Source organism: Micromonospora sp. CNZ309 (assembly GCF_002846525.1).
The window spans coordinates 421213-445898 of record NZ_PJNG01000001.1; the positions used below are offsets into that span (position 1 = coordinate 421213).

At 74.0% G+C, this 24686-nt stretch carries 23 protein-coding genes; 20 read left to right on the forward strand and 3 right to left on the reverse strand.

The genetic code is table 11. The features are described from left to right. Positions 1 to 35: 35 nt before the first annotated feature. Both hisG and CLT72_RS01940 read left to right on the forward strand, forming a co-directional pair. Entirely contained in the window at positions 36 to 881 is an 846-nt protein-coding gene (gene hisG / locus CLT72_RS01935; protein ID WP_101409253.1) for an ATP phosphoribosyltransferase, read from the forward strand. After that, a complete protein-coding gene (locus tag CLT72_RS01940) occupies positions 878 to 1918 on the forward strand; it encodes a DMT family transporter (protein ID WP_250101270.1) in 1041 nt (346 codons plus the stop codon). Before hisG ends, CLT72_RS01940 begins: the two co-directional genes overlap by 4 nt. A gap of 34 nt (positions 1919 to 1952) precedes the next feature. Here the strand turns inward: CLT72_RS01940 and CLT72_RS01945 are convergent, their stop codons facing one another. Genes CLT72_RS01945 through CLT72_RS01955 form a run of 3 tightly spaced genes read right to left on the reverse strand, consistent with a single transcriptional unit; the run spans position 1953 to position 5847 of the window. Next, positions 1953 to 2777 carry a hypothetical protein gene (locus CLT72_RS01945; RefSeq protein ID WP_486484164.1) on the reverse strand — a complete coding sequence of 275 codons (825 nt, stop codon included), beginning with the start codon at positions 2775 to 2777 and terminating at the stop codon, positions 1953 to 1955. Continuing rightward, positions 2774 to 5026, reverse strand: coding sequence for a hypothetical protein (locus CLT72_RS01950; protein ID WP_101409254.1), 2253 nt, complete (start codon positions 5024 to 5026; stop codon positions 2774 to 2776). Before CLT72_RS01950 ends, CLT72_RS01945 begins: the two co-directional genes overlap by 4 nt. Further along, positions 5023 to 5847: a hypothetical protein gene (locus tag CLT72_RS01955; RefSeq protein WP_101409255.1), complete on the reverse strand. Its 825-nt coding sequence runs from the start codon at positions 5845 to 5847 to the stop codon at positions 5023 to 5025. The genes CLT72_RS01950 and CLT72_RS01955 overlap by 4 nt, the downstream gene beginning before the upstream one ends. 175 nt (positions 5848 to 6022) lie before the next feature. Here CLT72_RS01955 and CLT72_RS01960 point away from each other — a divergent pair, with 175 nt between their 5' ends. The 18 genes from CLT72_RS01960 (at position 6023) to CLT72_RS02045 (ending at position 24676) form a co-directional block, all read left to right on the forward strand. Continuing rightward, positions 6023 to 6913 carry a Crp/Fnr family transcriptional regulator gene (locus CLT72_RS01960; protein WP_350820702.1) on the forward strand — a complete coding sequence of 297 codons (891 nt, stop codon included), beginning with the start codon at positions 6023 to 6025 and terminating at the stop codon, positions 6911 to 6913. 58 nt (positions 6914 to 6971) lie between these two features. Next, positions 6972 to 7445: a PH domain-containing protein gene (locus tag CLT72_RS01965; RefSeq protein WP_101409256.1), complete on the forward strand. Its 474-nt coding sequence runs from the start codon at positions 6972 to 6974 to the stop codon at positions 7443 to 7445. A gap of 334 nt (positions 7446 to 7779) precedes the next feature. Beyond that, a complete protein-coding gene (gene infC / locus CLT72_RS01970) occupies positions 7780 to 8403 on the forward strand; it encodes a translation initiation factor IF-3 (protein ID WP_089000940.1) in 624 nt (207 codons plus the stop codon). Positions 8404 to 8422: 19 nt separating this feature from the next. Continuing rightward, complete coding sequence (gene rpmI, locus CLT72_RS01975) at positions 8423 to 8617, forward strand: 50S ribosomal protein L35 (protein ID WP_007458415.1); 195 nt, start codon at positions 8423 to 8425, stop codon at positions 8615 to 8617. A gap of 32 nt (positions 8618 to 8649) precedes the next feature. Next, positions 8650 to 9042 carry a 50S ribosomal protein L20 gene (rplT, locus tag CLT72_RS01980; RefSeq protein WP_030335718.1) on the forward strand — a complete coding sequence of 131 codons (393 nt, stop codon included), beginning with the start codon at positions 8650 to 8652 and terminating at the stop codon, positions 9040 to 9042. Positions 9043 to 9074: 32 nt separating this feature from the next. Further along, on the forward strand, positions 9075 to 9914 hold the full coding sequence (locus tag CLT72_RS01985; RefSeq protein ID WP_101409257.1) for a TrmH family RNA methyltransferase: 840 nt from the start codon (positions 9075 to 9077) through the stop codon (positions 9912 to 9914). A gap of 219 nt (positions 9915 to 10133) precedes the next feature. Further along, positions 10134 to 11213: a phenylalanine--tRNA ligase subunit alpha gene (gene pheS / locus CLT72_RS01990; protein WP_101409258.1), complete on the forward strand. Its 1080-nt coding sequence runs from the start codon at positions 10134 to 10136 to the stop codon at positions 11211 to 11213. Between the two features lie 39 nt (positions 11214 to 11252). After that, positions 11253 to 13832 carry a phenylalanine--tRNA ligase subunit beta gene (pheT, locus tag CLT72_RS01995; protein WP_101409259.1) on the forward strand — a complete coding sequence of 860 codons (2580 nt, stop codon included), beginning with the start codon at positions 11253 to 11255 and terminating at the stop codon, positions 13830 to 13832. 232 nt (positions 13833 to 14064) lie between these two features. Continuing rightward, positions 14065 to 15270: a nucleotide sugar dehydrogenase gene (locus CLT72_RS02000; RefSeq protein WP_101409260.1), complete on the forward strand. Its 1206-nt coding sequence runs from the start codon at positions 14065 to 14067 to the stop codon at positions 15268 to 15270. After that, positions 15267 to 16061 carry a glycosyltransferase family 2 protein gene (locus CLT72_RS02005; protein WP_101409261.1) on the forward strand — a complete coding sequence of 265 codons (795 nt, stop codon included), beginning with the start codon at positions 15267 to 15269 and terminating at the stop codon, positions 16059 to 16061. The genes CLT72_RS02000 and CLT72_RS02005 overlap by 4 nt, the downstream gene beginning before the upstream one ends. Before the next feature lie 8 nt (positions 16062 to 16069). Further along, positions 16070 to 17095 (forward strand): NAD-dependent epimerase/dehydratase family protein, encoded by a 1026-nt coding sequence (locus CLT72_RS02010; RefSeq protein WP_101409262.1) that lies wholly within the window; start codon positions 16070 to 16072, stop codon positions 17093 to 17095. Between the two features lie 157 nt (positions 17096 to 17252). After that, positions 17253 to 18254: an N-acetyl-gamma-glutamyl-phosphate reductase gene (argC, locus tag CLT72_RS02015; RefSeq protein ID WP_101409263.1), complete on the forward strand. Its 1002-nt coding sequence runs from the start codon at positions 17253 to 17255 to the stop codon at positions 18252 to 18254. 166 nt (positions 18255 to 18420) lie between these two features. Further along, complete coding sequence (gene argJ, locus CLT72_RS02020; RefSeq protein WP_101409264.1) at positions 18421 to 19593, forward strand: bifunctional glutamate N-acetyltransferase/amino-acid acetyltransferase ArgJ; 1173 nt, start codon at positions 18421 to 18423, stop codon at positions 19591 to 19593. Continuing rightward, the gene (gene argB, locus CLT72_RS02025; protein ID WP_486484165.1) at positions 19590 to 20639 is read left to right on the forward strand and encodes an acetylglutamate kinase; all 1050 of its coding nucleotides are present in this window, start codon (positions 19590 to 19592) and stop codon (positions 20637 to 20639) included. The genes argJ and argB overlap by 4 nt, the downstream gene beginning before the upstream one ends. Next, a complete protein-coding gene (locus CLT72_RS02030) occupies positions 20636 to 21988 on the forward strand; it encodes an aspartate aminotransferase family protein (protein WP_486484166.1) in 1353 nt (450 codons plus the stop codon). The genes argB and CLT72_RS02030 overlap by 4 nt, the downstream gene beginning before the upstream one ends. After that, positions 21985 to 22962: an ornithine carbamoyltransferase gene (argF, locus tag CLT72_RS02035; protein ID WP_101409265.1), complete on the forward strand. Its 978-nt coding sequence runs from the start codon at positions 21985 to 21987 to the stop codon at positions 22960 to 22962. The genes CLT72_RS02030 and argF overlap by 4 nt, the downstream gene beginning before the upstream one ends. After that, complete coding sequence (locus CLT72_RS02040) at positions 22959 to 23474, forward strand: arginine repressor (RefSeq protein WP_089000931.1); 516 nt, start codon at positions 22959 to 22961, stop codon at positions 23472 to 23474. The genes argF and CLT72_RS02040 overlap by 4 nt, the downstream gene beginning before the upstream one ends. Beyond that, complete coding sequence (locus tag CLT72_RS02045; RefSeq protein ID WP_101409266.1) at positions 23471 to 24676, forward strand: argininosuccinate synthase; 1206 nt, start codon at positions 23471 to 23473, stop codon at positions 24674 to 24676. Before CLT72_RS02040 ends, CLT72_RS02045 begins: the two co-directional genes overlap by 4 nt. Positions 24677 to 24686 lie beyond the last annotated feature (10 nt).

Sequence of the window (24686 nt, forward strand, 5' to 3'; positions counted from 1 at the left end):
TCGTTGATCAGTTTCGATCGAAGGAGCACTCCGTCATGCTGCGTGTCGCCATCCCCAACAAGGGCACCCTGGCCGAGCCGGCCGCCCAGATGCTGCGCGAGGCGGGCTACCGTCAGCGCACCGACCCGAAGGACCTCGTCTGCCGCGACGAGGCCAACGACGTCGAGTTCTTCTACCTGCGCCCGAAGGACATCGCCACCTACGTCGGCTCCGGCGACCTGGACCTGGGCATCACCGGCCGGGACCTGCTGATCGACTCCGGCGCCCCCGCCGAGGAGGTCGTCGACCTCGCCTTCGGCCGGGCCACCTTCCGCTTCGCCGCCCGCCCCGACGACATCGCCTCGGTGCGGGAGCTGGGCGGGCACCGCATCGCCACCGCGTACCCGGGGCTCGTCGAGCGGCACCTCGCGGAGCTGGGGCTCGAGGCCGAGGTGATCCGCCTCGACGGCGCGGTGGAGAACGCCGTACGCCTCGGCGTCGCCGACGTGGTCGCGGACGTGGTGGAGACGGGCGCCACGCTGCGCCAGGCCGGCCTGGTGGTCTTCGGCGAGCCGCTGCTGCGCTCGTCGGCGGTGCTGGTGCGCCGCGCCGCCGCCGAGACCCACCCGCAGTCCGCGCAGCTGCTGCGCCGGCTGCACGGGGTGCTGGTCGCCCGCCGCTACGTGATGCTCGCCTACGACGTGCCCGCCGGCCTGCTCGACCGGGCCAGCTCGCTGACCCCGGGCATCGAGTCGCCCACCGTCTCGCCGCTGCACCGCGAGGGCTGGGTGGCGGTGCAGGCGATGGTGCTCCGCGACGACGTGCACCGGATCATGGACGAGCTGTACGAGCTCGGCGCCCGCGCGATCCTGGTCACCAACATCCACGCCTGCCGGCTGTGAGCCGCCCGCCCACGGCGGCGGGCGCCGCGGCGCCGTCGGCGGTGTCGCGCGCCCTGCCGCCGTGGGCGGCGCTGACCCTGGTCACCCTCGCCGGCGTCGCCTCGGCGGCCCAGGGCGCGGCCAACGCCGAGCTGGGCGAGCGGGCCGGCAACGCGACCCTCGGCGCGGTGGTCAACAACCTCGGCGGGGCCCTGCTGGTAGGCCTCGGGGTGCTGGCGCTGCCGTCGGCCCGCACCGGCCTCGCCGCGCTGCGCCGGTCCCGGCTGCCCTGGTGGACGTACCTGGGCGGGCTCGGCGGGGCGGCGATCGTGCTGGCCGGGGCGTACATCGTGCCGGTGCTCGGGGTGGCGGTCTTCACCATCGCCCAGGTCGCCGGCGGCAGCCTCGGCGGGCTGGCCGTCGACCGGGCCGGGCTGGCGCCCGTGGGACGGCTGGCGCTCACCCGGGCACGGGTGGCCGGGGCGCTGCTCGGCGTGGCGGCCGTGACGCTGGCCCAGCTCGGCCAGCCCGTCGGCGACCTCGCCCTCGGCCTGGTCCTGCTCGCCGTGGCCGGCGGGCTGGGCGTCGCGCTCCAGTCCGCGCTGAACGCGCGCGTCTCCGCCGCCAGCTCGGCCGCCGCCGGGATGGTGGTCAACTTCGCCACGGCCACGCCCGTCGTACTGCTGGTCGCGGCGCTGGCCGGGGCCCTCACCGGGCCGCGTCCGACCTGGCCGGGCGACTGGTACCTCTACACCGGCGGCCTGCTCGGCGTCGTCATCGTGGCGGCCCTGCTGGTCGGGGTCCCGGCCGTCGGCGTGCTGCGGACCGGGCTCGCCCTGGTCGCCGGCCAGCTGGGCGGCGCCCTGCTGCTGGACGCGCTGCTGCCGGGCGGCCCCGGCCTGCGGCTGCCGGTGCTCGCCGGGGCTCTGCTCACCCTGACGGCGGCCCTGGTCGCCGGCCGGGGAACCGGCCGCCGGGGCCCGCGCGACGCCGGTCCGCCCACCGCCGGTGGCCCGCGGGCTGCCGCGGCGACCGCCGGATCAGCGACGCCCGGGTAGGCGCCGACGATCCGGCGGTACGCAGCAGCAACGGTCAGTTCACCCGCTCGCCCAGCCCGTGGCGCCGCTCGTACGTCCGGATCGCCGCGTCCCACGCCTCGGTGTACTCCGACGGCCCCATGCCGAGGTCGCCGTGCCCACGTACGGCCTCGCGCAGGAGCTCGACCAGCTCCGGCACCGTCTCCCGGCGTTCCTGCACGTAGCGACGGAAGACCTCGGCGAACTGCTCACCGGTGAGCCGGGCCGCGTGCGCGGTCACCGGATCGTCCTCCAGGCTCTGCAACACGGCGCACCACCGGCGCGTCAACTCGTCCGCCTGCTGCGCCCTGATCTTCTGCAACTCGTGGTCGCACTCGAGCTTGATCCGTTCCTCCCAGTACGGCCGCAGCCGCTCCCGGACCCGCTCGTCCGGGCTGACCCGCACCTGCACCCGGAAGTGCGGCTGGGAACCCTCCCGGGGCCAGCGCTGACCGGCCAGCCGGTCGTTCAGTGCCCGCTCCAGGTCGTGCGAGCGGTGCGGCTCGTACTGCCGGGCCAGCTCCACCGCCCGCTCCCGGACGATGCCGCCCGCCCAGGCGAGATACCGCTCGGCGCGCAGCCGCAGCTCCTCGTAGGCCATGTTCTGCGCGGTCCAGGTGTAGACGGCGTGCAGCCGGAAGTCGAAGGCGTCGCCCCTCGCCGGGACCAGGATCGGCTGCGGCACGTCGTGGCGGAACGTCACCGTGCTGGGAACCGGCGGCGGCGAGGGGAGGGGGAGCGGTCCGGCCGGCGTGAGGAAGGTGTGCCACCAGCGGCGGCGCTCCGGCTGGGACGGCACGGACGTCGCGGTGGTGGGCGGGCCGGTGGGGTGAGTGGTCATGGCAGGTCCTCGTCGATGAGTGCGTGTACGGCGTCGAGCAGGTCGTTGCGCGGCATGATGGGCCGCCAGACGTGGCGGATCTGGTGGTCGAGGCGGTGGCGCAGCGGCGGCCGGCCGGCGATCACGTGCCGCAGCAGGTCCAGGCACTGGGCCGCGACCTCGCCGTCGCCGTCGGCCCGGTTGAGCCAGAAGCCGAGCGTCCGCCACGACCGGTAGGCCGTCTGCGGCATGCCCAGCGCCACGGCCCAGAGCGCGGCGACGTCGCCCGGCTCGACGACCCGCCGCCGGACGAGGTCGAGCAGCTCCGGCCAGTGCGCCCGGGGCGGCTCGGCCCAGCGGTCGGCGAGGACGCGCAGCGTGCGCGCCGCGTGCAGCCGCACCTCCGGGTCGTCGGAGGCGCTCCAGTCGACCAGCTCCGGCACGAGCGTGGCCGCGTGGCCGTCCCGGTAGACCTCCACCAGGCCGCGGACCACCGAGTTGTTCCGCCGCTGCATGCGGGCCTGCGCCACCAGGCGCAGCTGCATCAGGGCGGCGTCGGGCCAGAGGCGCGCCAGGCCGAGGCCGTACGCCCGGGCGACGGTGTCCCGCAGGTGCGCCGCCGACCCGGCCGCCCACTGGTCGAGTTCGGCGCGTACGCGCTGTCGCAGGCCGGGCTGCATCGCCATCGCGACCAGCACGATGGCGGCGGCCTGCCGGACGCCCGCCCGCCGTTCCCGGGCCAGCTCGCCGACCGTCTCCAGGGCTGCCCGCACGTCCCGCCCGGCCGACCAGCCGATGGCTCCCGCGGCGGCCTGCCGGACTCCCGGCACGTCGGAGCGGACCAGGTCCGCCAGCCAGCCGAGCAGGTGCCCGGGCAGCCACCAGTCCGTCCAGGCGACCTCCAGCAGCGTCGAGCGCAGCTGCTCGCTGCCGGCGCCGAACTCGATGCGCCAGCCACCTGCGGCGCGTTCGTCGCTCACCACGACGACCGCCTGGCGCAGCGTCGACCCGAGCAGCGTGTCGAGGTCCGGGCCGCGCAGCCGCGGGCCGGCGGACGGGATCCCGGCGAGGTCGGGCCCGGCCAGGCGGTGGGCCGCCTGCCGGATCTCCGCCACCGGCTGCCCGGCCAGCACGGCGCAGGCCAGCCGGAACGCGCGGGCCTGGTCGGCTGCCCAGCCGTCGACCCGGTCCGGGCCCTCGTGCCGGCCGACGTCGAGGATCTGCGTGGCGCGTTCGCGCAGCTGGCGGGGGAGCAGCTGCTCCAACCGCTCGGTGAGGGCGGGGCCGTGCGGAACCGACCGGGCGACCAGCTCCACCACCGGCACGACCTCCCCCGGGCGGGGCTCGCCGGCGAGGTAGGCCGAGAGCAACGGATGGGCGACGCACTCGTCGTCGAGGTAGCGCTCCACACAGCTGCCGTCGCAGCCGTCCGGGCACCAGCCGACGCAGCGTCCCGCCAGCTGCTGGCGCAGCCGGGCCCGGAACACCTCCACCGCCGGCGGCACCCGGTGCTCCACGACGTGCCCGGCGAGATCCTGACCGCGCCGGGCGAAGTCGCCCACCAGGACCAGCGTCATGCCGGTCGCCTCGGCCCGGGCCGCGAGCGCCACCAGGGTGAACCCGTCGACGGCGTTCGCCGCGGCGTCGGTGAGCCGGAGCACGTACCCGTGGCCGGCGGGCAACCGCTCGCTCTGTCCGAGCAGGTCGTCGGGCTGTTCCGCGCCCAGTACGCAGGCGCGGTCGTGCCCGTGCCTGCGCGCGCTGGCCAGGACGGCGGAGGTGAACCGGCCGCTGGCGGGCGGGCCGGACAGGCACACCAGGTGGCGGCGCTTGAGGTGCCGGTCGAGTTGCTGGTCGCTCGACGTCGGCGCGTACCCCTGCGCCAGTTCCCGGACGTCGGTGGCGCTCAGTCGCTCGTACCAGATCCGTCCCGTGCCGTCGGGCGCCGAAGTGGTCACGTTGACGGTGCCGATGGCGACGGCGCCGTGACCGGTGGCGTTCTGGCCGCGTACGCGCACGTCGCCGAGGCCGATCGTGGGGCCGCCGAGCAGGCCGGCCAGCCGGCGGAGCACGTCGCCCGAGTCGAGCTGCTCCTCCGGCTCGTCCGCCTCGCCGCCGTCCGACGGCCCACCCGGGTCCGCCGGCCCGTCCGGTGGGTCCTGCTCCGGGCCAGCCCCGAGCCGGTCGTACCCCTCGTCGGGGTCGTCCCGGGGCCCGGCCGGGCCCCCGACGACGTCGCCGTGCGGGTACGGGAAGTCGGGGGCGGTCACCGGTTCCGGCCCTCCCGCCCGCCGCCGAAGGTCACGTCGCGGCCGACGGAGCCGATCGCCGTGGCGCCGGGCCCGATCGCGTTCTGGCCGTCGACCCGCACGTCGCCCGTCCGGATGCCGCCCGCGTCCCGTGGCCTCGCCGGGGGGTCCGACGGCTCCCGTCGGTGCTCCGCGGCGGGTCCGCCGCCGCGCGGTGCGGGCGGCGGCGTCGAGGTCCCCGCCCCCGGAGGGGCGGACATGTCCTCGTCCACGACGCAGAGCCACGCGTCCTCCTGGAACCCCTTGTCGGGGTGGACGACCTCGACCCGGCGGAACCGCTCCGGGCGCATCTCCTCCGGGTACTCGGTGACGACGTCGCGGTAGATCTCCGCCGACACGACCAGCGCCACCCCCGCGTCGGGGAAGGCCGCCAGGGCGCGCTTGACGGGCTCCGCCTCGCACAGCCGGCAGACGAAGACGACGGCGTTGCCGGGAAAGCCGTTGGCCCCGTCGAGGTGGACGAGTCCCTGGTGGACGGCGACCCGCAGGCGGATCCGGGCGGCGGGCACCCGGCTGCTGTTGTAGGCGCGCAGCCGCCGGTTCAGCTCCGGTACGAAGCGGCCGATGACGCGGGACTCGGCCACGTCCCGGGGCAGGATGGCCAGTTCGCCGTCGCCGGCCTGCTGCGTCGTCCAGGCGACCCGGTCCAGCCCGACGTCGTGGGCGGCCTCGTGCAGCAGGTCCCGGAAGTCCTGCTGCGCCTCGTACTGCTGGAGATTGGTGCGTCGGCTGTACCGCTCCATGTCCACGGAGATCAACAGTCGCCGCTCGGGATGTCGCATCGTCGTGCCGCCCTTCCTCGCCCGACCCGCCCCACAGGCGGGCACCGCAGGGGACATCGAACCGGGGCCGGCACCGCGGAACCCCGTAGAAGTACGGCATCACCGCAACTGTCGGCGGGGCGTCATCCCCTCCTGTGCGGGTGTCCGGCGCGCGGCGGGCCGGTGTCCTGGTCGCATGAGGATCGGTCTGCTGGAACTGCTGCTCGCGGTCGGTTGGCCGCCGGGCGTCCTGCTGGCGTTGGTCGTCGTCCAGCTCGCCGTCGCCGCCGCCCTGCGGCTGCGGGCGTCGCGCACCGCGCAGGGCCGGCTACGCTTCGACCGCTGTCGCTGGCCGAGGAGGATGAGAGCGCTGATGCGACGACCGGCCGAACCGTCCGCCGTCACCTGGCCGTACGGCACGTTCCTGCAACGACTCGGCCCCGCGGTCCGTGTCTCCCTGCTGGAGTTGGGTGTGCGCCGGCGGGTGCCGCCCGGGCAGATCGTCATCCACGAGGGCGTACGGGAGTCGCACCTGGTGCTGCTCGAGGAGGGGCTGACGAAGGTCACCGCGACCCTCCCGGACGGGCGCGCCGCGCTGCTGGCCCTGCGCGTCGGCGGAGACCTCGTGGGCGAGATGTCGGCGCTCAACGACCGGCCCCGCTCGGCGAGCGTCACCACCTGCGGGCCGGCGACCTACCGGGTCATCCAGCCCGACCGGTTCAAGGCGTTCCTCACGGAGCACCCGGAGGCCGCCCTGGAACTGGCGGCGATGGTGTCCGACCGGCTGCGCTGGTCCAACCGGCGCCGCATCGACTTCACCTCGTACCCGGTGAAGATCAGGGTCGCCCGGGTCGTCGCCGAACTCTGCCGTACGCACGGCCGCCAGGTGCGTGACGGCGTGGTCATCGACGTGCGGCTCACGCAGCCCGAACTGGCCAGCATCTGCGGCGCCGCCGAGACGTCCATCCAGAAGGCCCTGCGGGACCTGCGCACGGAGGGCCTGGTCGACACGGACTATCGCCGGATCACCGTACGCGACCTGCCCCGCCTGCGGCGGATGGGCGAGTTGGAGGCCGAGGAGGGCTGACAGGGCCGGGGCGTGTGGCGGCGCGGGGGCGGCCGGGTGCGGGTGGCAGACTGGTGGGGTGAGCGAAACCGAGTCCGTCCACCTCCGCCCGCACCGCGTCCGGCTGGTCTGCTGGGTCTCCGCAGCCGTGCTGTTCGTGGTGTTCAGCCTGTTGGCGACCACGCTGAGCGGCGCGACCGGCAACGGCTACGGCAGCTTCCAGCGCGGCGACCAGATCGCGATGGTCGGGCTCGGCGTCCTGGGCGCGCTCGCCCTCCTGATCTTCACCCGCCCCCGGGTCGACGCGACCGCACGGGGCGTGCGGGTCCGCAATCTCGTCGGCTCGTACGAGCTGCCGTGGGAGGTCGTCCGGGGCGTCCGCTTCGACCGGGGCGCGCCCTGGGCCAGCCTGGAGCTGCACGACGACGACCTGCTGCCGATGGTCGCCCTCCAGGCCGCCGACAAGGAGCGGGCCGTGGAAGGGGTCCGCGCCCTGCGCCGGCTGCACCAGGCGCACCAGGCCCGGCTGGCCGAGGGCGCCACCGGCCGCTGACCGGGTGCCGGGTGGGTGCTCGCCCCGGCGAGGGTGTAGTGTGGGCAAGTCGACCAGGCTGTCCCCGCGTGTGCGCAGTCGCGCCACGCACGACAGCCTTGAAAGAGGAGCGCCTGCTCCCACCCGAGTCACCGCCACGGTGGCCGGGTCCGGTCACCGGTTCCGGGCACGTCCCGGCGCCGGATGCGCGATCCTGTGATCGTGCCGACCGGTCGAGCGGGCCCTGGCATGCGCCGGGGCCTTCTGCTTTCCAGGTCGGCTCCCACCCGGGAGCCGCGGGGTCGGCCACGCAGAGATTTTGACTCGAGGAGGCCCCATCAGCGTCGAACCACGCGTGAACGAGCAGATCCGGGCACGTGAGGTCCGACTGGTCGGCCCCGAGGGTGAGCAGGTGGGCATCGTCCCGCTGGAGCGCGCCCTTCAGCTGGCCGCGGACGTCGACCTGGACCTGGTCGAGGTTGCGCCGATGGCGCGCCCGCCGGTGTGCAAGCTCATGGACTTCGGCAAGTTCAAGTACGAGAGCGCACTCAAGGCGCGCGAAGCGCGGCGTAACCAGCAGCAGACCGTCATCAAGGAGATGAAGCTCCGGCCGAAGATCGACCCGCACGACTACGAGACCAAGAAGGGTCACGTGGTGCGGTTCCTGAAGGCCGGCGACAAGGTCAAGGTGACGATCATGTTCCGCGGTCGCGAGCAGAGCCGCCCGGAGCTGGGTTACCGGCTCCTGCGCCGGCTCGAGTCGGAGATCTCGGAGCTGGGGTACGTCGAGGCCGCTCCGAAGCAGGACGGTCGAAACATGATCATGGTGCTCGCGCCGCACCGCGCCACCAAGGCCGCAGCGGTCGCCGCCACGGCCACCCGAGGCGGGCCGAGGGAACGGGACGCCGAGGGCGCCCCGGCCGGCGAGCCCGCAGCGGCCGGTGACACCGGCACAGTCGCCGACAACAGCGGCGAGTAACAGGGGAGAGACGTTCCACATGCCGAAGATGAAGAGCCACACGGGGATGGGCAAGCGGGTCAAGGTGACCGGCAAGGGCAAGATCGTTGCCCAGCAGGCCGGCCTCCGGCACAACCTGGAGAAGAAGCCCTCCACCCAGACCCGTCGGCTGACCGGCACCGTGGTGCTGGCCAAGGCCGACGTCAAGCGCATCAAGAAGCTGCTCGGCCGCTGACGCGCGCCACCTTTACGTAACTAGGAGTTGAGATGGCACGCGTCAAGCGGGCTGTGAACGCCCAGAAGAAGCGCCGTACCCTGCTGGAGACCGCGAGCGGCTACCGCGGTCAGCGCTCCCGCCTCTACCGCAAGGCCAAGGAGCAGGTGCTGCACTCGATGCAGTACGCCTACCGGGACCGTCGCGACCGCAAGGGCGACTTCCGGCAGCTGTGGATCCAGCGGATCAACGCGGGCGCCCGCGCCAACGGGATGACCTACAACCGCCTGATCCAGGGCCTGCGCCTGGCCGGCATCGAGGTCGACCGCAAGATCCTGGCCGACCTGGCCGTCAACGACGCCGCCGCCTTCGCGGCGATCGTCGAGCTGGCCCGGGCCGCGGTCGCGGCCGAGGGCACCGGCGGCGCGGCGGCCCAGGCCGCCTGATCCCCGCGCACCAGCAGATCGAGGCGTCTCCCATGCAGTCACCATCGCGCGGGAGACGCCTCGACGCTGTCTCCGGCCCCTTCACCCCGCGTACGCCCCGGGTGGTCGCCGCCCGGCGGTTGCAACGCCGCCGGGACCGCGAGGCCGCCGGCCGCTTCCTGGCCGAGGGACCGCAGGCGGTCCGCGAGGCCCTGGCCCGCCCGGGGGTGGTCACCGAACTCTTCGGTACGCCCGCCGCCCTGGACCGCCACGCCGACCTGGCCGCCGTCGCGGCCCGCGCCGACGTGCCCGTGTCCGAGGCGACCGACGAGGCGCTCGCCGCGCTGGCCGAGACCGTGGCCCCGCAGGGCCTCGTCGCCGTCTGCCGCCACCTCGACGTGCCCCTGGAGCGGGCCCTGGCCGAGGGGCCCCGCCTGGTGGCGGTGCTCGCCGGGATCCGTGACCCGGGCAACGCGGGCACCGTGCTGCGCACCGCCGACGCCGCGGGTGCCAGCGCGGTGGTCTTCGCCGGCGAGGCCGTCGACCCGTACAACGGCAAGTGCGTGCGGGCCTCGGCCGGCAGCCTCTTCCACGTCGACGTGGTCCGCGCCCCCGACCCGGTGGACGTCGTCGCGGCGCTGCGCGCCGCCGGGCTCACCGTCCTCGCCACCACCGGTTACGGTGAGGACGACCTCGACGACCTGGCCGACGAGGGGCGGCTGGCCGCCCCCACCGCGTGGCTCTTCGGCTCCGAGGCGCACGGGCTGCCCGAGGCCCTCACCGCCGCCGCCGACGCCCGGGTCCGGGTGCCCCTGCACGGGCGCGCCGAGAGCCTGAACCTGGCTGCGGCCGCCGCGGTCTGCCTGTACGCTTCAGCGAGAGCGCAGCGGTGACCGGTCGCCGGTCCCGCGAGCCGTCCAGCAGAGGAGAGCGTCCGCCCATGAACGCGCCACGGCGTTCGTTTAGCCAGCCCGCCGGTGTCGGCGGGCGGCGGGCCTGACCTGCTCCCCGCACAACTCCCACCGGCGGGCTGCGGCACAGCCGCGCGTCCGTAGACTCGCTTCGCCGCCTGAGTGAGGGCTGGCGCCGCCGTGAGGGAGTGCCCGTACGTCATGAGCTACCGCAACGATCCGTACGATCCGAAGCAGGTCGCCCTGCTCGACCCGGCCGCCCTGGCCGAGGCTGTCGCCGCCGCCGAGAAGGCGTTCGCCGAGGCCGCCGACCCCGACGCGCTGACCGCGCTGCGCCCGGCGCACCTCGGCGACCGGTCGCCGATCTCGCTGGCCCGCCGCGAGATCGGCGCGCTGCCGCCAGCCGCGAAGTCCGACGCCGGCAAGCGGGTCAACGAGGCCCGCCGCGCCGTCGAGGCCGCGTACGCCGCCCGCCAGGAGGTGCTGGACCGGGAGCAGGCGCAGCGGGTGCTGGTGGAGGAGCGCGTCGACGTGACGCTGCCGAACGACCGGCGGCCCCGGGGCGCCCGGCACCCGATCAGCACGCTGATGGAGCAGGTCAGCGACCTGTTCGTCGGCATGGGCTACGAGGTGGCGGAGGGGCCCGAGGTCGAGTTGGAGTGGACCAACTTCGACGCCCTCAACATCCCGGCCGACCACCCGGCGCGCGGCCTGATGGACACCTTCCACGTCGCGCCGCCGCAGGGCGCGGAGGGCTCCGGCCTGGTGCTGCGTACGCACACCTCGCCGGTGCAGGCGCGCACCATGCTGGCCCGCAAGCCGCCGATCTACGTGATCGTGCCCGGCCGGGTCTACCGCACCGACGAGCTGGACGCCACCCACGCGCCGGTCTTCCACCAGGTGGAGGGCCTCGTGGTCGACCGGGGCATCACCATGGCGCACCTGCGCGGCACCCTGGACCACTTCGCCCGGGCGATGTTCGGCGCGGGCGCGAGGACCCGCTTCCGGCCGCACTACTTCCCGTTCACCGAGCCGTCCGCCGAGTTCGACGTCTGGTTCCCCGAGCACCGCGACGGCCCGCGCTGGGTCGAGTGGGGCGGCTGCGGCATGGTCAACCCGCGGGTGCTGCGCGCCTGCGGCATCGACCCCGAGGTCTACTCCGGATTCGCGTTCGGCATGGGCATCGACCGGACGGTGATGTTCCGGCACGGGGTCAGCGACATGCGGGACATGGCCGAGGGCGACGTGCGGTTCACCCGCGCGTTCGGGGTCGGGGCGTAGGCGATGCGGGTACGAGTCACGGAGACGGTGGTCTGAGTCATGCGAGTTTCTGTCAGTTGGCTGCGGGAGTACGTCGACCTCCCCGCCGACCTGCCCACGGCCGGCCTGGAGCAGGCCCTGGTCGACCTCGGCGTCGAGGTCGAGTCCGTGGTGGACCTGCGGGAGACCGTCACCGGTGCGCTGGTCGTCGGTGAGGTCCGCGAGATCGAGGAGCTGACCGGCTTCAAGAAGCCGATCCGGTTCTGCCGGGTCGACGTCGGCGACGCCAACGGCACCGGCGAGCCGCAGGAGATCGTCTGCGGGGCGCGCAACTTCGCCCCCGGCGACCGGGTCGTGGTGATCCTGCCCGGTGGCGTGCTGCCCGGCGGCTTCGCCATCGGCGCGCGCAAGACGTACGGGCGCAACTCCAACGGCATGATCTGCTCCGCGCGGGAGCTCGGCCTGGGCGACGACCACGACGGCATCATCGTGCTGCCCGGGGACGTACCGGCCAAGCCGGGCGACGACGCGCGGCCCGTCGTCGGGCTCGACGACGTCGTGGTCGAGGTGGAGATCACCCCCGACCGGGGGTACGCGATGAGCGTGCGCGGCCTGGCCAGGGAGCTGTCGCACGCCCTCGGCGTGCCGTTCCGCGACCCGGGCCTGGCGCCCGCGCCCGGCGGCACCGACATGCCCGCGTACCCGGTCGAGGTGCGCGACACCGTCGGCTGCGACCGGTTCGCCGCCCGCCTCGTGCGCGGCGTCGACCCGGCGGCGCCCACCCCCGGCTGGATGCAGCGGCGGCTCACCGCCGCCGGCATCCGCTGCATCTCGCTGCCGGTCGACATCACCAACTACGTGATGCTCGAACTGGGCCAGCCGATGCACGCCTTCGACGCCGACCGGATCGCCGGGCCGCTGGTGGTCCGCCGCGCCGAGGCGGGGGAGAAGCTGACGACCCTGGACGGGGTCACCCGCACCCTCGCGCCCGAGGACATGGTGATCTGCGACGCCGGGCTTCCGAACGCCCTCGCGGGCGAGGGCGCCGGCGTCCCGATCTCGCTGGCCGCCGTGATGGGTGGCGAGACCAGCGAGGTCGTCGCCGGGACGACGAACGTGCTCTTCGAGGCCGCCCACTGGGACCCGGTGATGGTCGGGCGCACCGCCCGCCGGCACAAGCTGTTCAGCGAGGCGGCGAAGCGGTGGGAGCGGGGCGTCGACCCGGCCCTGCCGCTGGTCGCCATCGCGCGGGCGGTCGGGCTGCTCACCGAGCACGCCGGCGGCGCGGCCGGGGACGAGATCCTCGACATCGACCACGTGCGTCCGCGTACCCCCGTCGTGCTGCCGGTCGACCTGCCGAGCCGGCGGGTCGGCGTGAGCTACCCGCCGGCGCGGGTGGTCGCCCTGCTGGAGCAGGTCGGCTGCACCGTCGCGCGGGGCGCCGACCGGCTGGCCGAGGATCCGGGCGAGGTCGGCGTCGGCGCCGGTGCCGACGACGCGCTCAGCGTCACCCCGCCGACCTGGCGGCCCGACCTGACCGACCCGGCCGACCTGGTCGAGGAGGTGGTCCGCCTCGACGGGTACGACCGGGTGCCGTCGGTGCTGCCGACCGCGCCGCCCGGCCGCGGCCTGACCTGGCAGCAGCGGCGCCGCCGGGCCGTGGCCCGGTCGCTGGCCGAGCGGGGGTACGTCGAGGTGCTCGCGCACCCGTTCGTCGCCCCCGGGCTGGCCGACCAGCTCGGCCTGCCGGCCGACGACCCGCGTCGGCGCGCGGTGCGGCTGGCGAACCCGCTGTCGGAGGAGGAGCCGCTGCTGCGCACCACGCTGCTGGGTCCGCTGCTCGGCATCGTCAAGCGCAACCTCGGCCGGGGCCAGCGCGACCTCGCCCTCTACGAGATCGGCGCGGTGTTCCACCCGCGTACCGGCGCCGGCAGCCCGCCGGCGATGGGCGTGGACCGGCGCCCCACCGACGAGGAGTTCGCCGCCGCCGACGCGGTGGTGCCCGAGCAGCCCCGGCACGTCGCCGTCGTCCTGACCGGCGACGTGGAGCCGGCGGGCTGGTGGGGCGCGGGCCGCCCGGCCGGCTGGGCCGACGCCGTGCAGGCCGGCCGGGACGTGCTGGCCGCCGCCGAGGTCCCCGCCGAGCGGATCGAGGTCCGGGCCGCCGAGCACGCCCCCTGGCACCCCGGGCGGTGCGCCGAGCTGCTGGTCGACGGCACCGTGGTCGGGCACGCCGGCGAACTGCACCCGGCGGTCCTGGCAGCGCTGGAGCTGCCCCGGCGCACCAGCGCCATGGAGCTCGACCTGGACGCGCTGCCGGCCGCCCCGGTGGCGTCCGCGCCGGTCGTGTCGGGCTTCCCCCCGGCGCTGATCGACGTGGCGCTGGTCGTCGACTCCTCGGTGCCCGCGGCACAGGTGCAGCAGGCCCTCGTCGAGGGTGCCGGCGGCCTGCTGGAGGGCGTGCGCCTGTTCGACGTGTACGCCTCGGAGCAGCTGGGGGCGGACCGCAGGTCGCTGGCGTACAAGCTCACCTTCCGGGCACCGGACCGCACGTTGACCGTGGAGGAGGCGGTGGCCGCCCGGGACGCGGCGGTCGCCCGCGCCGCGGAGCGCTTCGGCGCCACCCTGCGCGGCACCTGAGTGACGACGAATGCCCCTTCCGCCGGCGCGGGAGGGGCATTCGTCATGCACCCGGAGATCCTGCTCCTCGAGGAGCGAGCGACTCGACACAAGATCACCTTCGACGTATCGGCTAAAAGGTCAGGGGCCTCGGAATTTTTGGCTACCCGCCAGTCACATCCGAGCGGTTAACCTGCTTTGATTCCAGGTGTAGCCGGAGTCACACCCCCGCCGCCCCCACGGGAGTCGAGTCATGTCCGAGGATCCGCCGATCATCACCGTCGATGTCTGCATCGTGGGCGGCTGCGGGCGGGTGGGGCTGCCGCTGGGCATCGCCTTCGCCTCGCGCGGCCTCTCCGTCGTGCTGTACGACCTCAACGCTGACGCGGTCGACACCGTCAACGCGGCCACGCTGCCCTTCGCCGAGCCCGGCGCGGCCGAGGCGCTCGCGGAGGCGGTGGCCGCCGGCCGACTGCGGGCCAGCACCGACCCGTCCAGCGTCGGCGCCTCCGAGCACCTCGTCGTGGTGGTCGGCACCCCGGTCGACGAGCACCTCAACCCGGACCTGGGTGCCGTGCCCCGCGCCCTGGAGCGCTGCGCCGAGCACCTGCGCGACGGGCAGCTCGTCGTGCTGCGCAGCACCGTCTACCCCGGGGTCACCGCGTTGACCGAGAAGCTGCTCGTTGGCAAGGGCATCCGCGCCGACGTGGCGTTCTGTCCGGAGCGCATCGCCGAGGGGCGGGCGATGACGGAGCTGTTCACGCTGCCGCAGATCGTCGCCGCCCGTACGCCGGGGGCACTGGCCCGGGCCGAGAAGCTGTTCCGACACCTCACCACCCAGATCGTGCCGCTCGAGCCCGAGGAGGCCGAGCTGGCGAAGCTGTTCACCAACACGTGGCGCTACATCAAGTTCGCCACCGCCAACCAGTTCTGGATGATGGCCAACGACTTCGGTCTGGACTTCGCCCGGATCCGGCACGCCGTGGCGTACGACTACCCGCGCGCGGCGGACCTGCCGATGCCCGGGTTCGCGGCCGGGCCGTGTCTGTTCAAGGACGCCATGCAGCTGGCCGCGTTCAACCGGAACAACTTCGTGCTCGGCCACTCCGCCATGTTGATCAACGAGGGGCTGCCGCTCTACCTGGTGTCCCGCTTGGAGGACCGCTTCGACCTGTCCGAGCTGACCGTGGGCATCCTCGGGATGGCCTTCAAGGGCGGCAGCGACGATCCCCGGGAGAGCCTGGCGTACAAGCTGCGCAAGATCCTGGCGCTGAAGACCCGTGAGACGCTCTGCACGGACCCCCACGTGGCCGACGAGCGGTTGATCGACCTGGACGAGGTGCTGCGCCGGGCCGACCTGCTGGTGATCGCCGCCCCGCACGAGCAGTACGCCCGCCTGGACACCGACAAGCCGGTCATCGACATGTGGGGCCTGACCGGGCAGGGGGTGCGGGTGTGAAGCCCCAGGTCTCGGTGATCGTGCCGGTCTACAACGAGGGCGAGGCGATCCTGCGCTGCCTCGAGCGGATGCTGCGCGAGATGCGGCTGCCCGCCGAGGTGCTAATCGTGCACGACATGCCCGAGGACACCACCGTGCCGTACGTCGAGCAGGTCGCCCGCACGGACCCGCGGGTGCGGGCGGTGCTCAACACCTACGGTCGCGGTCCGGCCAACGCGATCCGGTTCGGCATCGACACGGCGCTCGCGCCGGTCGTGGTCGTGACCATGGCCGACGGCTGTGACGATCCCCGACAGATCGACGAGCTGGCCCGGCTGGTCGACCGGGGGGTGGTGGTCGCCGCCGCCTCCCGCTACATGCCCGGAGGCCAGCAGGTCGGCGGGCCCCGGCTGAAGCGGATGATGTCGCGCTGGGCGGGACGCAGCCTCTACACCCTCGCCCGCGTCGGCACCCGCGACGCCACGAACAGCTTCAAGGCGTACGACACCGCGTTCGTGCGGGAGGTGGGGATCGAGTCGCGGACCGGCTTCGAGATCGGACTGGAACTGACCGCGAAGGCGACCCGGTTGCGGCTGCCCGTGGCCGAGATCCCGACCATCTGGCTGGATCGGCCGCTGGGGGAGTCCCACTTCGACCTGGGTCGCTTCCTTCCCGGCTACCTGCGCTGGTACTTCTTCGCATACGGTCGACGGCTGGCACGGGAGGAACTGTCCGGGCGCACCATCCCGACCGGGGTCGTGCCGGCCCAGCGCGGCCCGCAGGACAGCACCGAGTTCGAACAGACCGCATAGGAGCGCACGTGGCGAAGGTCCTGGTAACTGGTTCTGCCGGCTTCATCGGCGGCTACCTCGTCTCCGAGTTGTTGGACCGGGGCCACGAGGTCGTCGGTGTCGACGACTTCTCCAAGTACGGCCCGGTCACCCACAGCTACGACCAGCACCCCCGGTTCCGGTTCGTCGAGGGCGACGCCCGGGACGCGGACCTGCTCACCGAGCTGCTGGACGGCTGCGACCACCTGGTCGCCGGTGCGGCGATGATCGGCGGCATCTCCTACTTCCACGCGTACGCCTACGACCTGCTCGCCACGAACGAGCGGATCATGGCGGCCACCTGCGACGCGGCGATCCGCGCTCATCGCGACGGCCGTCTGGCGAAGGTCACCTACCTCTCCTCCTCGATGGTCTTCGAGTCCACTGAGCACTGGCCCAGCCGGGAGGGCGACGAGCGCCGCATCCCGCCGCCGCTGTCGTCATACGGCTTCCAGAAGCTGGCCGTGGAGTACTACGCCCGGGCGGCCTGGGAGCAGTACCAGCTGCCGTACACGATCGTGCGACCGTTCAACTGCGTCGGCGTGGGGGAGGGGCGGGCGCTCGGACAGGCCGAGGTGCTCTCCGGCAACGTCAAGCTGGCCATGTCGCACGTCGTGCCCGATCTGGTGCAGAAGATCGTGAAGGGGCAGGACCCGCTGCACATCCTCGGCGAGGGCAACCAGATCCGGCACTACACCTACGGCGGCGACCTGGCCCGGGGCATCGCCACGGCGATCGAGCATCCGGCGGCACGCAACGAGGACTTCAACCTCTCCACCGCCGAGTCGACCACCGTGCTGGAGTTGGCCGAGCTGATCTGGCGCAAGATCAAGGGTGAGGGTGTGCCGTTCCAGTACGTCTCCGACGAGCCCTACCAGTACGACGTGCAGAAGCGGGTGCCGGACGTGACCAAGTCCCGTGAGGTGCTGGGCTTCACGGCGAGCACCTCGCTGGACGAGATGCTGGACGAGGTGATCCCGTGGGTGACCCGCGCGGTCAAGGAGGGCCGCCTCTGAGTGGTTTCCGTCGGCTGGAGGCCCGTGTCGCGGTACTGCGGCGCGGGCCTCCGTCGTGACCGGGGTCACGTCTCGTATCCTCATGCGGCCGGCTGCATGAACTTGCAGAGGGGGTCCGTCATTGCTAGGCTCTCTGCATAGTCATGCGGAGGTGGGGATGGGTATCCGAGTCGCGGTCGCCGGAGCGAGCGGCTACGCCGGGGGCGAGCTGATCCGCCTGGTCGCCGGGCACCCGGAGTTCGAGCTGGTCGCCGCCACCGCGCACAGCCAGGCCGGGCACCGGCTCGACGTCGTACATCCGCAGCTCGCCGGCCTGGACATGATCCTCGGCGAGACGGACGCGGCGACGCTGGCCGACGCGGACCTGGTCTTCCTGGCCCTGCCGCACGGGCAGTCGGCGGCCCTGGCGGCCCAGCTTTCGCCCGAGGTGCGCGTCGTCGACCTGGGCGCCGACCACCGGCTCGCCGACCCCTACGCCTGGGCCAACTACTACGGCGGCACCCACGCCGGCCCGTGGACCTACGGCCTGCCGGAGCTGCCCGGCCAGCGGGAGCTGATCGCCGGTTCCACCCGGGTCGCCAACACGGGCTGCTACGCCGCCGCGATCATCCTGGCCCTCGCCCCGCTGGTCGCCGCCGGCGCCGCCGCCCCGGCCGACGTGGTGGTCGTCGCCGCCTCGGGCACCTCGGGCGCGGGCAAGGCGGCCAAGCCGCACCTGCTCGGCAGCGAGGTGATGGGCGACCTGTCGCCCTACCGCGTGGGCACCCACCAGCACGTACCGGAGATCAAGCAGGCCACCGGCGCGACCGGCCTGTCGCTGACGCCGGTGCTCGCGCCGATGCCCCGGGGCATCCTCGCCACGGTGACGGCCGTGCCGGCCCGGGGGGTCGACCCCCGGGCGGTGCTCGCCGAGGCGTACGCGGACGCGCCCTTCGTGCACGTCCTGCCGGAGGGGGCCTGGCCGCACACCGCCGCCACCCTCGGCTCCAACTCCTGCCACCTCCAGGCCACCGTCGATGTCGACTCCCGGCGGATGATCGTGCTGAGCGCGCTGGACAACCTCGGCAAGGGCGCCGCCGGCCAGGCGGTGCAGAACGCCAACCTCATGTGCGGCCTGCCGGAGACCACGGGCCTGTCCGTCTGGGGCGTCGCACCGTGAGCGCGTGGGGCACGACGCGGCGCAGCCCGGCGGTTGCGAGCGAGGGAGCGGCACCTGTGGGCGTGAGGAACGCGACGCGGCGGATCCGGGCGGTAGCGAGCGAGGGAGCAGTAGCTGTGAGTGCGGCGCGGCGCGGCCGGGCGGTCGCGGACGAAGGGGGAGCGCGGTGAGCGTCACGACCCCGCGGGGGTTCCGGGCGGCCGGGGTGGCCGCCGGGCTCAAGACCAGCGGCGCGAGCGACGTCGCGCTGGTCGTCAACGACGGCCCGGACGCCGGTGTCGCCGGCGTGTTCACCGCCAACCGGGTCAAGGCCGCGCCGGTGCTCTGGACACAGCAGGTGGTGCGCGGCGGGGTCGCCCGGGCCGTGGTGCTCAACTCCGGCGGCGCCAACGCCTGCACGGGGCCGGCCGGCTTCCAGGACACCCACGCCACCGCCGAGCACACCGCCGCCGCGCTCACCTCGGCCAGCGCGCGGATGATGCTCGGCGCCGCCGACGTGGCGGTCTGCTCGACCGGCCTGATCGGCGAGCGGCTGCCCATGCAGAAGCTGCTCCCCGGCGTACGCTCGGCGATCCGCCGGCTGTCGCGCGACGGCGGCGCGGCGGCCGCCGAGGCCATCATGACCACGGACACCCGGCCCAAGACCGCGGTGGCGCGGGGCAGCGGCTGGACCGTCGGCGGCATGGCCAAGGGCGCCGGCATGCTCGCCCCGGCGATGGCCACCATGCTCTGCGTGCTGACCACCGACGCGGTGGCCGGGCCGGAGGCCCTCGACGCCGCCCTGCGCGAGGCGTGCCGGGTCACCTTCGACCGGATCGACTCCGACGGCTGCATGTCGACCAACGACACGGTGCTGCTGCTGGCCAGCGGCGCGAGCGGCATCGCGCCGACCCCGGCCGAGCTGGCGGCGGCGGTCACCGCCGCCGCCCACGACCTGGCCCAGCAGCTCATCGCCGACGCCGAGGGCGCCACCAAGCAGATCGCCATCGACGTGGTCGGGGCGGCCAGCGAGGACGACGCCGTCGAGGTGGGGCGGTCGGTGGCGCGCAACAACCTGGTCAAGACCGCGCTGTTCGGCAACGACCCGAACTGGGGGCGGATCCTCGCCGCCGTCGGCACGACCGCCGCCGCGTTCGAGCCCGACGGGGTCGATGTCGCGGTCAACGGCGTGTGGGTGTGCCGCTCCGGCGCCGCCGCCGAGGACCGGTCGAAGGTCGACCTGAGCGGCCGGGACGTCACCATTCGCATCGACCTGCACGCCGGCGCCGCCGAGGCGACGATCTGGACCAACGACCTGTCCCACGCGTACGTGCACGAGAACTCGGCCTACTCGACATGAGCCTCTCCACCGATCTCGCCCGCGCCCAGGTCAAGGCGGCCACGCTGATCGAGGCGCTGCCCTGGCTGGCCCGCTTCTCCGGCTCGACCGTCGTGGTCAAGTACGGCGGCAACGCCATGGTCGACCCCGAGCTCCAGCGGGCCTTCGCCGCCGACATGGTCTTCCTGCGCTACGCCGGCCTCCGGCCGGTCGTGGTGCACGGCGGCGGCCCGCAGATCTCCGCCATGCTCGGCCGGCTGGGCATCGCCAGCGAGTTCCGGGGCGGCCTGCGGGTAACCACCCCGGAGGCGATGGACGTGGTCCGGATGGTCCTGGTAGGCCAGGTCGGCCGGGAACTCGTCGGGCTGATCAACGCCCACGGGCCGTTCGCGGTGGGCCTCTCCGGCGAGGACGCCGGGCTGTTCACCGCCGTGCGGCGGCCCGCGTACGTCGACGGGGAGGCGGTCGACGTGGGGCAGGTCGGCGACGTGGAGTCGGTCGACGCATCGGCGGTCACCGACCTGATCGCGGCCGGCCGCATTCCGGTGATCTCCACCGTGGCGCCCGACGTCGACGGGGTGCTGCACAACCTGAACGCCGACACGGCCGCCGCCGCACTCGCCGTCGCCCTCGACGCCCGCAAGCTGGTCGTCCTCACCGACGTGCCCGGCCTCTACGCCGACTGGCCCGACACCGACAGCCTGATTAGCGAGATCACCGTCGACGAACTGGCGGCACTGCTGCCGTCCCTGTCCAGCGGCATGGTGCCCAAGATGGAGGCGTGCCTGCGGGCGGTGCAACAGGGGGTGCCGGCCGCGCACGTCGTCGACGGCCGGGTCGCCCACTCCACGCTGCTGGAGGTCTTCACCTCCGAAGGATTCGGCACCATGGTGGTGAGCGCGAGGAGTGAGCTTGCGAGCCCCGCAGTCGGGAACGAGGGCGGTGTGGTGGGCGCGAGGAGTGAGCTTGTGAGCCCCGCAGTCGGGAACGACGCGGGCGCCGGGAGCGCGAGCAGTGGATCCGCGGGCCCCGCGGTCGTCAACCAGGAAGGCAGGGCCGCCGGATGAGCACGCTCGTCGAGCGTTGGGCGCAGTCCATGATGGACAACTACGGTACGCCGCCGCTCGCCCTCGTCTCCGGCTCCGGCGCCGTCGTGGTCGACGACGCCGGCCGGGAGTACGTCGACTTCGTCGGCGGCATCGCGGTCAACGCCCTCGGGCACGCCCATCCGGCGGTGGTGGCGGCCGTGTCGAAGCAGGTAGCCACCCTCGGGCACGTCTCCAACCTCTACGTCGCCGAGCCGCCGGTGGCCCTCGCCGAGCTGCTGCTGGCCCTGGCCGGGCGGCCCGGGCGGGTCTTCTTCGCCAACTCGGGCGCGGAGGCCAACGAGGCGGCGTTCAAGCTGTCGCGGCTCACCGGCCGCTCGCACGTGGTCGCCACCCGGGGCGGCTTCCACGGGCGCACCATGGGCGCGCTCGCCCTCACCGGCCAGCCGGCCAAGGCCGATCCGTTCCGCCCGCTGCCCGGCGAGGTGACGCACGTCGACTACGGCGACGTGGCCGCCCTGGAGGCGGCGGTCGGCGACGCCACCGCCATGGTGATCCTGGAGCCGGTGCAGGGGGAGAACGGCGTGGTGGTCCCGCCGGCCGGCTACCTGGCCGCCGCGCGGCGGATCACCGCCCGGCACGGCGCGCTGCTGGTGCTCGACGAGGTGCAGACCGGCGTCGGGCGTACGGGGCACTGGTTCGCGCACCAGGCCGATGGTGTCGAGCCCGACGTGGTGACCCTGGCCAAGGGGCTCGGCGGCGGGCTGCCCATCGGCGCCTGCCTGGCCTTCGGCCGGGCCGCCGAGCTGCTCGCCCCCGGGTCGCACGGCACCACCTTCGGCGGCAACCCGGTCAGCTGCGCCGCCGCCCTCGCGGTGGTGTCGACCATCGCCAGCGAGGGGCTGCTCGACCACGTCAAGCGGGTCGGCGAGCGGCTGCGCCGGGGGATCGAGGCGCTGGGCCACCCGCTGATCGACGGCGTACGCGGCGCCGGCCTGCTGCTCGGTGTGGTGCTGGCCGCGCCCGTCGCGAAGGTGCTCGCCGAGGCGCTGCGCGAGGCCGGCTTCCTGGTCAACCCGGTGCAGCCTGGCGTGGTACGGCTCGCCCCGCCGCTGATCCTCACCGTCGCCCAGGCCGACGCCCTCCTGGCCGCCCTCCCGGCCGCTCTGGACGCCGCAACCCCCGCCGCCGCCGGCTCCGTCCCGACCCTGGCCGGAGTGTCCCCGGCCGCCGCCCCCGATCCCGTTTCAGATCTTGGTACGAATCGGCCCCTGGAGGGGCCGGAACCTACCAAGATCTCGCCGACCACGCCGACCACGCCCACCGCCAGCGTGGCGGCGATGCCGAACGCTACGGAGGCGAGCGCGTGATCCGGCACTTCCTGCGCGACGACGACCTGACCCCCGCCGAGCAGTCGGCCGTGCTCGACCTCGCGGCGCGGATGAAGGCCGACCGGTTCGGCTACCGGCCTCTGGCCGGGCCCCGCTCGGTGGCGGTGCTGTTCGACAAGCAGAGCCTGCGTACCCGGTTCTCGTTCGACGTCGGCATCGCGGAGCTGGGCGGGCATCCGCTCGTGGTGGACACCCAGGTCACCCACTTCGGGCGGGGCGAGACCCTCGCCGACGCCGGCCGGGTGCTGTCCCGCTACGTGGCGGCGATCGTGCTGCGTACCCACGGCGACGACCGGATCGCCGAGGTGGCCGACGGCGCGTCCGTGCCGGTGGTCAACGCGCTGACCGACGGCTTCCACCCCTGTCAGCTCCTGGCCGATCTGCTCACCGTCCGCGAGCACTGCGGCGGCACCGTCGGGCGGACGCTGGCGTACGTGGGGGACGCCGCGAACAACCTGGCCCACTCGTACCTGCTGGCCGGGGCGATGGCCGGCATGCACGTCCGGGTCGCCGGGCCGGTCGGCTTCGGCCCCGACCCGGAGGTGGTCGACCGGGCCGCCAAGATCGCCGACGGGACGGGGGGCTCGGTGCGGGCGCTGACCGATCCGGTGGCGGCGGTGGCCGGCGCCGACGTGGTCGCCACGGACACCTGGACCTCGATGGGTCAGGAGGACGACGGGCTGGACCGGATCACCCCGTTCCTGCCGTACCAGGTCAACGCCGCGCTGCTCGGGCACGCCGCGCCCGGCGCCGTCGTGCTGCACTGCCTGCCCGCGCACCGGGGCGAGGAGATCACCGACGAGGTGCTCGACGGCCCGCAGAGCGTGGTGTTCGACCAGGCGGAGAATCGACTGCACGCCCAGAAGGCGCTGCTGACGTTCCTCCTCGGGGCCGCGCCCGTCGCCCCGGACGCAGCGGGGCCGGGCGTCGCCGCCACCAGGGAGACACCATGACCGCCCCACTGACCCGCGCCGCCCGGCACGCCCGCATCGTCGAGCTGATCCGCGACAAGGCGATCCACTCGCAGACCGAGCTGGCCGACCTGCTCTCCGGCGACGGCATCCAGGTCACCCAGGCCACGCTCTCCCGGGATCTCAAGGAGTTGGGCGCGGTCACCGCGCGCGGCGGCGACGGGCGGGCCGTCTACCTGATCCCCGAGGACGGCCACCGGCCGCTGCGCGACGCGGAGGCGGCGCCGGCCCGGCTGGTCCGGCTGCTGCGCGAGCTGCTCAACGGGGTCGACGCCAGCGGCAACATCGCCGTGCTGCGTACCCCGCCGGGCGCAGCCCACTACCTGGCCAGCGCGTTGGACCGGGCGGGCCTGCCTGAGATCGTCGGCACCATCGCCGGCGACGACACCATCCTCGTCGTGGCCCGCGAGGCCGTCGGCGGCGCCGCGCTCGGCGACAAGCTCACCGGGTGGGCCCGCCGGGAGGAGAACGTGGAAGGGAACGCCACACCATGACCGAGCGGGTCGTACTCGCCTATTCGGGAGGACTGGACACCTCCGTCGCCATCCCCTACCTGGCCGACCGGACCGGCGCCGAGGTGATCGCGGTGGCGGTCGACGTCGGGCAGGGCGGCGAGGACCTCGACGCCATCCGGCGGCGCGCGCTGGACTGCGGCGCCGTGGAGTCCGAGGTCATCGACGCGCGCGACGAGTTCGCCGCCGGGTACTGCCTGCCGGCCATCCGCGCGAACGCGCTCTACATGGACCGCTACCCGCTGGTCTCCGCGCTGTCCCGGCCGCTGATCGTCAAGCACCTGGTGGCCGCGGCCCGCAGGCACGGCGGCACCATCGTGTCGCACGGCTGCACCGGCAAGGGCAACGACCAGGTCCGCTTCGAGGTCGGCCTCGGCGCGCTCGCGCCCGACCTGAGAATCGTCGCGCCGGCCCGGGACTTCGCGTGGACCCGGGACAAGGCGATCGCCTTCGCCGAGGAGAAGGGGCTGCCGATCGACGTGTCGGCGAGGTCGCCGTACTCCGTCGACCAGAACCTGTGGGGCCGCGCCGTCGAGACGGGCTTCCTGGAGGACATCTGGAACGCACCCGTCGAGGAGCTGTACGCGTACACCTGTGACCCGGCGCAGGAGCGCGACCCCGACGAGGTCGTGATCACCTTCGACGCCGGCGTCCCGGTGGCGATCGACGGTGAGACCGTCACCCCGTACCAGGCGATCCTGGAACTCAACCGGCGCGCGGGCGCCCAGGGCGTCGGCCGGCTCGACATGGTCGAGGACCGCCTCGTGGGCATCAAGAGCCGCGAGGTGTACGAGGCGCCCGGCGCGGTCGCGCTGATCACCGCCCACCAGGAGCTGGAGGCGGTGACCGTGGAGCGGGACCTGGCCCGGTTCAAGCGCGGCGTCGACCAGCGCTGGGGCGAGTTGGTCTACGACGGCCTGTGGTTCTCCCCGCTGAAGCGCTCCCTGGACGCGTTCATCGACGACGCGCAGCGCCACGTCACCGGCGAGGTACGGCTGGTCCTGCACGGCGGTCGGGCCACCGTCTCCGGGCGCCGCTCGGAGGCCAGCCTGTACGACTTCGGCATGGCCACCTACGACACCGGCGACACCTTCGACCAGTCCCTGGCCAAGGGCTTCGTGCAGCTCTGGGGCCTGCCGAGCAAGCTGGCCGCCGCGCGGGACGCCCGGCTGGGAGGCTGCTGAGCATGGGCAC

Bases quoted from the DNA above. Each gene is read 5' to 3' on its own strand.
- pheS (WP_101409258.1), top strand. From the start codon at position 10,134: ATGAGCTACCGCAACGATCCGTACGATCCGAAGCAGGTCGCCCTGCTC.
- CLT72_RS01945 (WP_486484164.1), bottom strand. From the start codon at position 2,777: ATGACCACTCACCCCACCGGCCCGCCCACCACCGCGACGTCCGTGCCG.
- CLT72_RS02040 (WP_089000931.1), top strand. From the start codon at position 22,959: ATGACCGCCCCACTGACCCGCGCCGCCCGGCACGCCCGCATCGTCGAG.
- CLT72_RS01985 (WP_101409257.1), top strand. From the start codon at position 9,075: ATGCAGTCACCATCGCGCGGGAGACGCCTCGACGCTGTCTCCGGCCCC.
- hisG (WP_101409253.1), top strand. From the start codon at position 36: ATGCTGCGTGTCGCCATCCCCAACAAGGGCACCCTGGCCGAGCCGGCC.
- rplT (WP_030335718.1), top strand. From the start codon at position 8,650: ATGGCACGCGTCAAGCGGGCTGTGAACGCCCAGAAGAAGCGCCGTACC.
- argC (WP_101409263.1), top strand. From the start codon at position 17,253: ATGGGTATCCGAGTCGCGGTCGCCGGAGCGAGCGGCTACGCCGGGGGC.
- CLT72_RS02000 (WP_101409260.1), top strand. From the start codon at position 14,065: ATGTCCGAGGATCCGCCGATCATCACCGTCGATGTCTGCATCGTGGGC.
- pheT (WP_101409259.1), top strand. From the start codon at position 11,253: ATGCGAGTTTCTGTCAGTTGGCTGCGGGAGTACGTCGACCTCCCCGCC.
- rpmI (WP_007458415.1), top strand. From the start codon at position 8,423: ATGCCGAAGATGAAGAGCCACACGGGGATGGGCAAGCGGGTCAAGGTG.
- CLT72_RS02030 (WP_486484166.1), top strand. From the start codon at position 20,636: ATGAGCACGCTCGTCGAGCGTTGGGCGCAGTCCATGATGGACAACTAC.
- CLT72_RS02045 (WP_101409266.1), top strand. From the start codon at position 23,471: ATGACCGAGCGGGTCGTACTCGCCTATTCGGGAGGACTGGACACCTCC.
- CLT72_RS01960 (WP_350820702.1), top strand. From the start codon at position 6,023: ATGAGGATCGGTCTGCTGGAACTGCTGCTCGCGGTCGGTTGGCCGCCG.
- argB (WP_486484165.1), top strand. From the start codon at position 19,590: ATGAGCCTCTCCACCGATCTCGCCCGCGCCCAGGTCAAGGCGGCCACG.
- CLT72_RS01955 (WP_101409255.1), bottom strand. From the start codon at position 5,847: ATGCGACATCCCGAGCGGCGACTGTTGATCTCCGTGGACATGGAGCGG.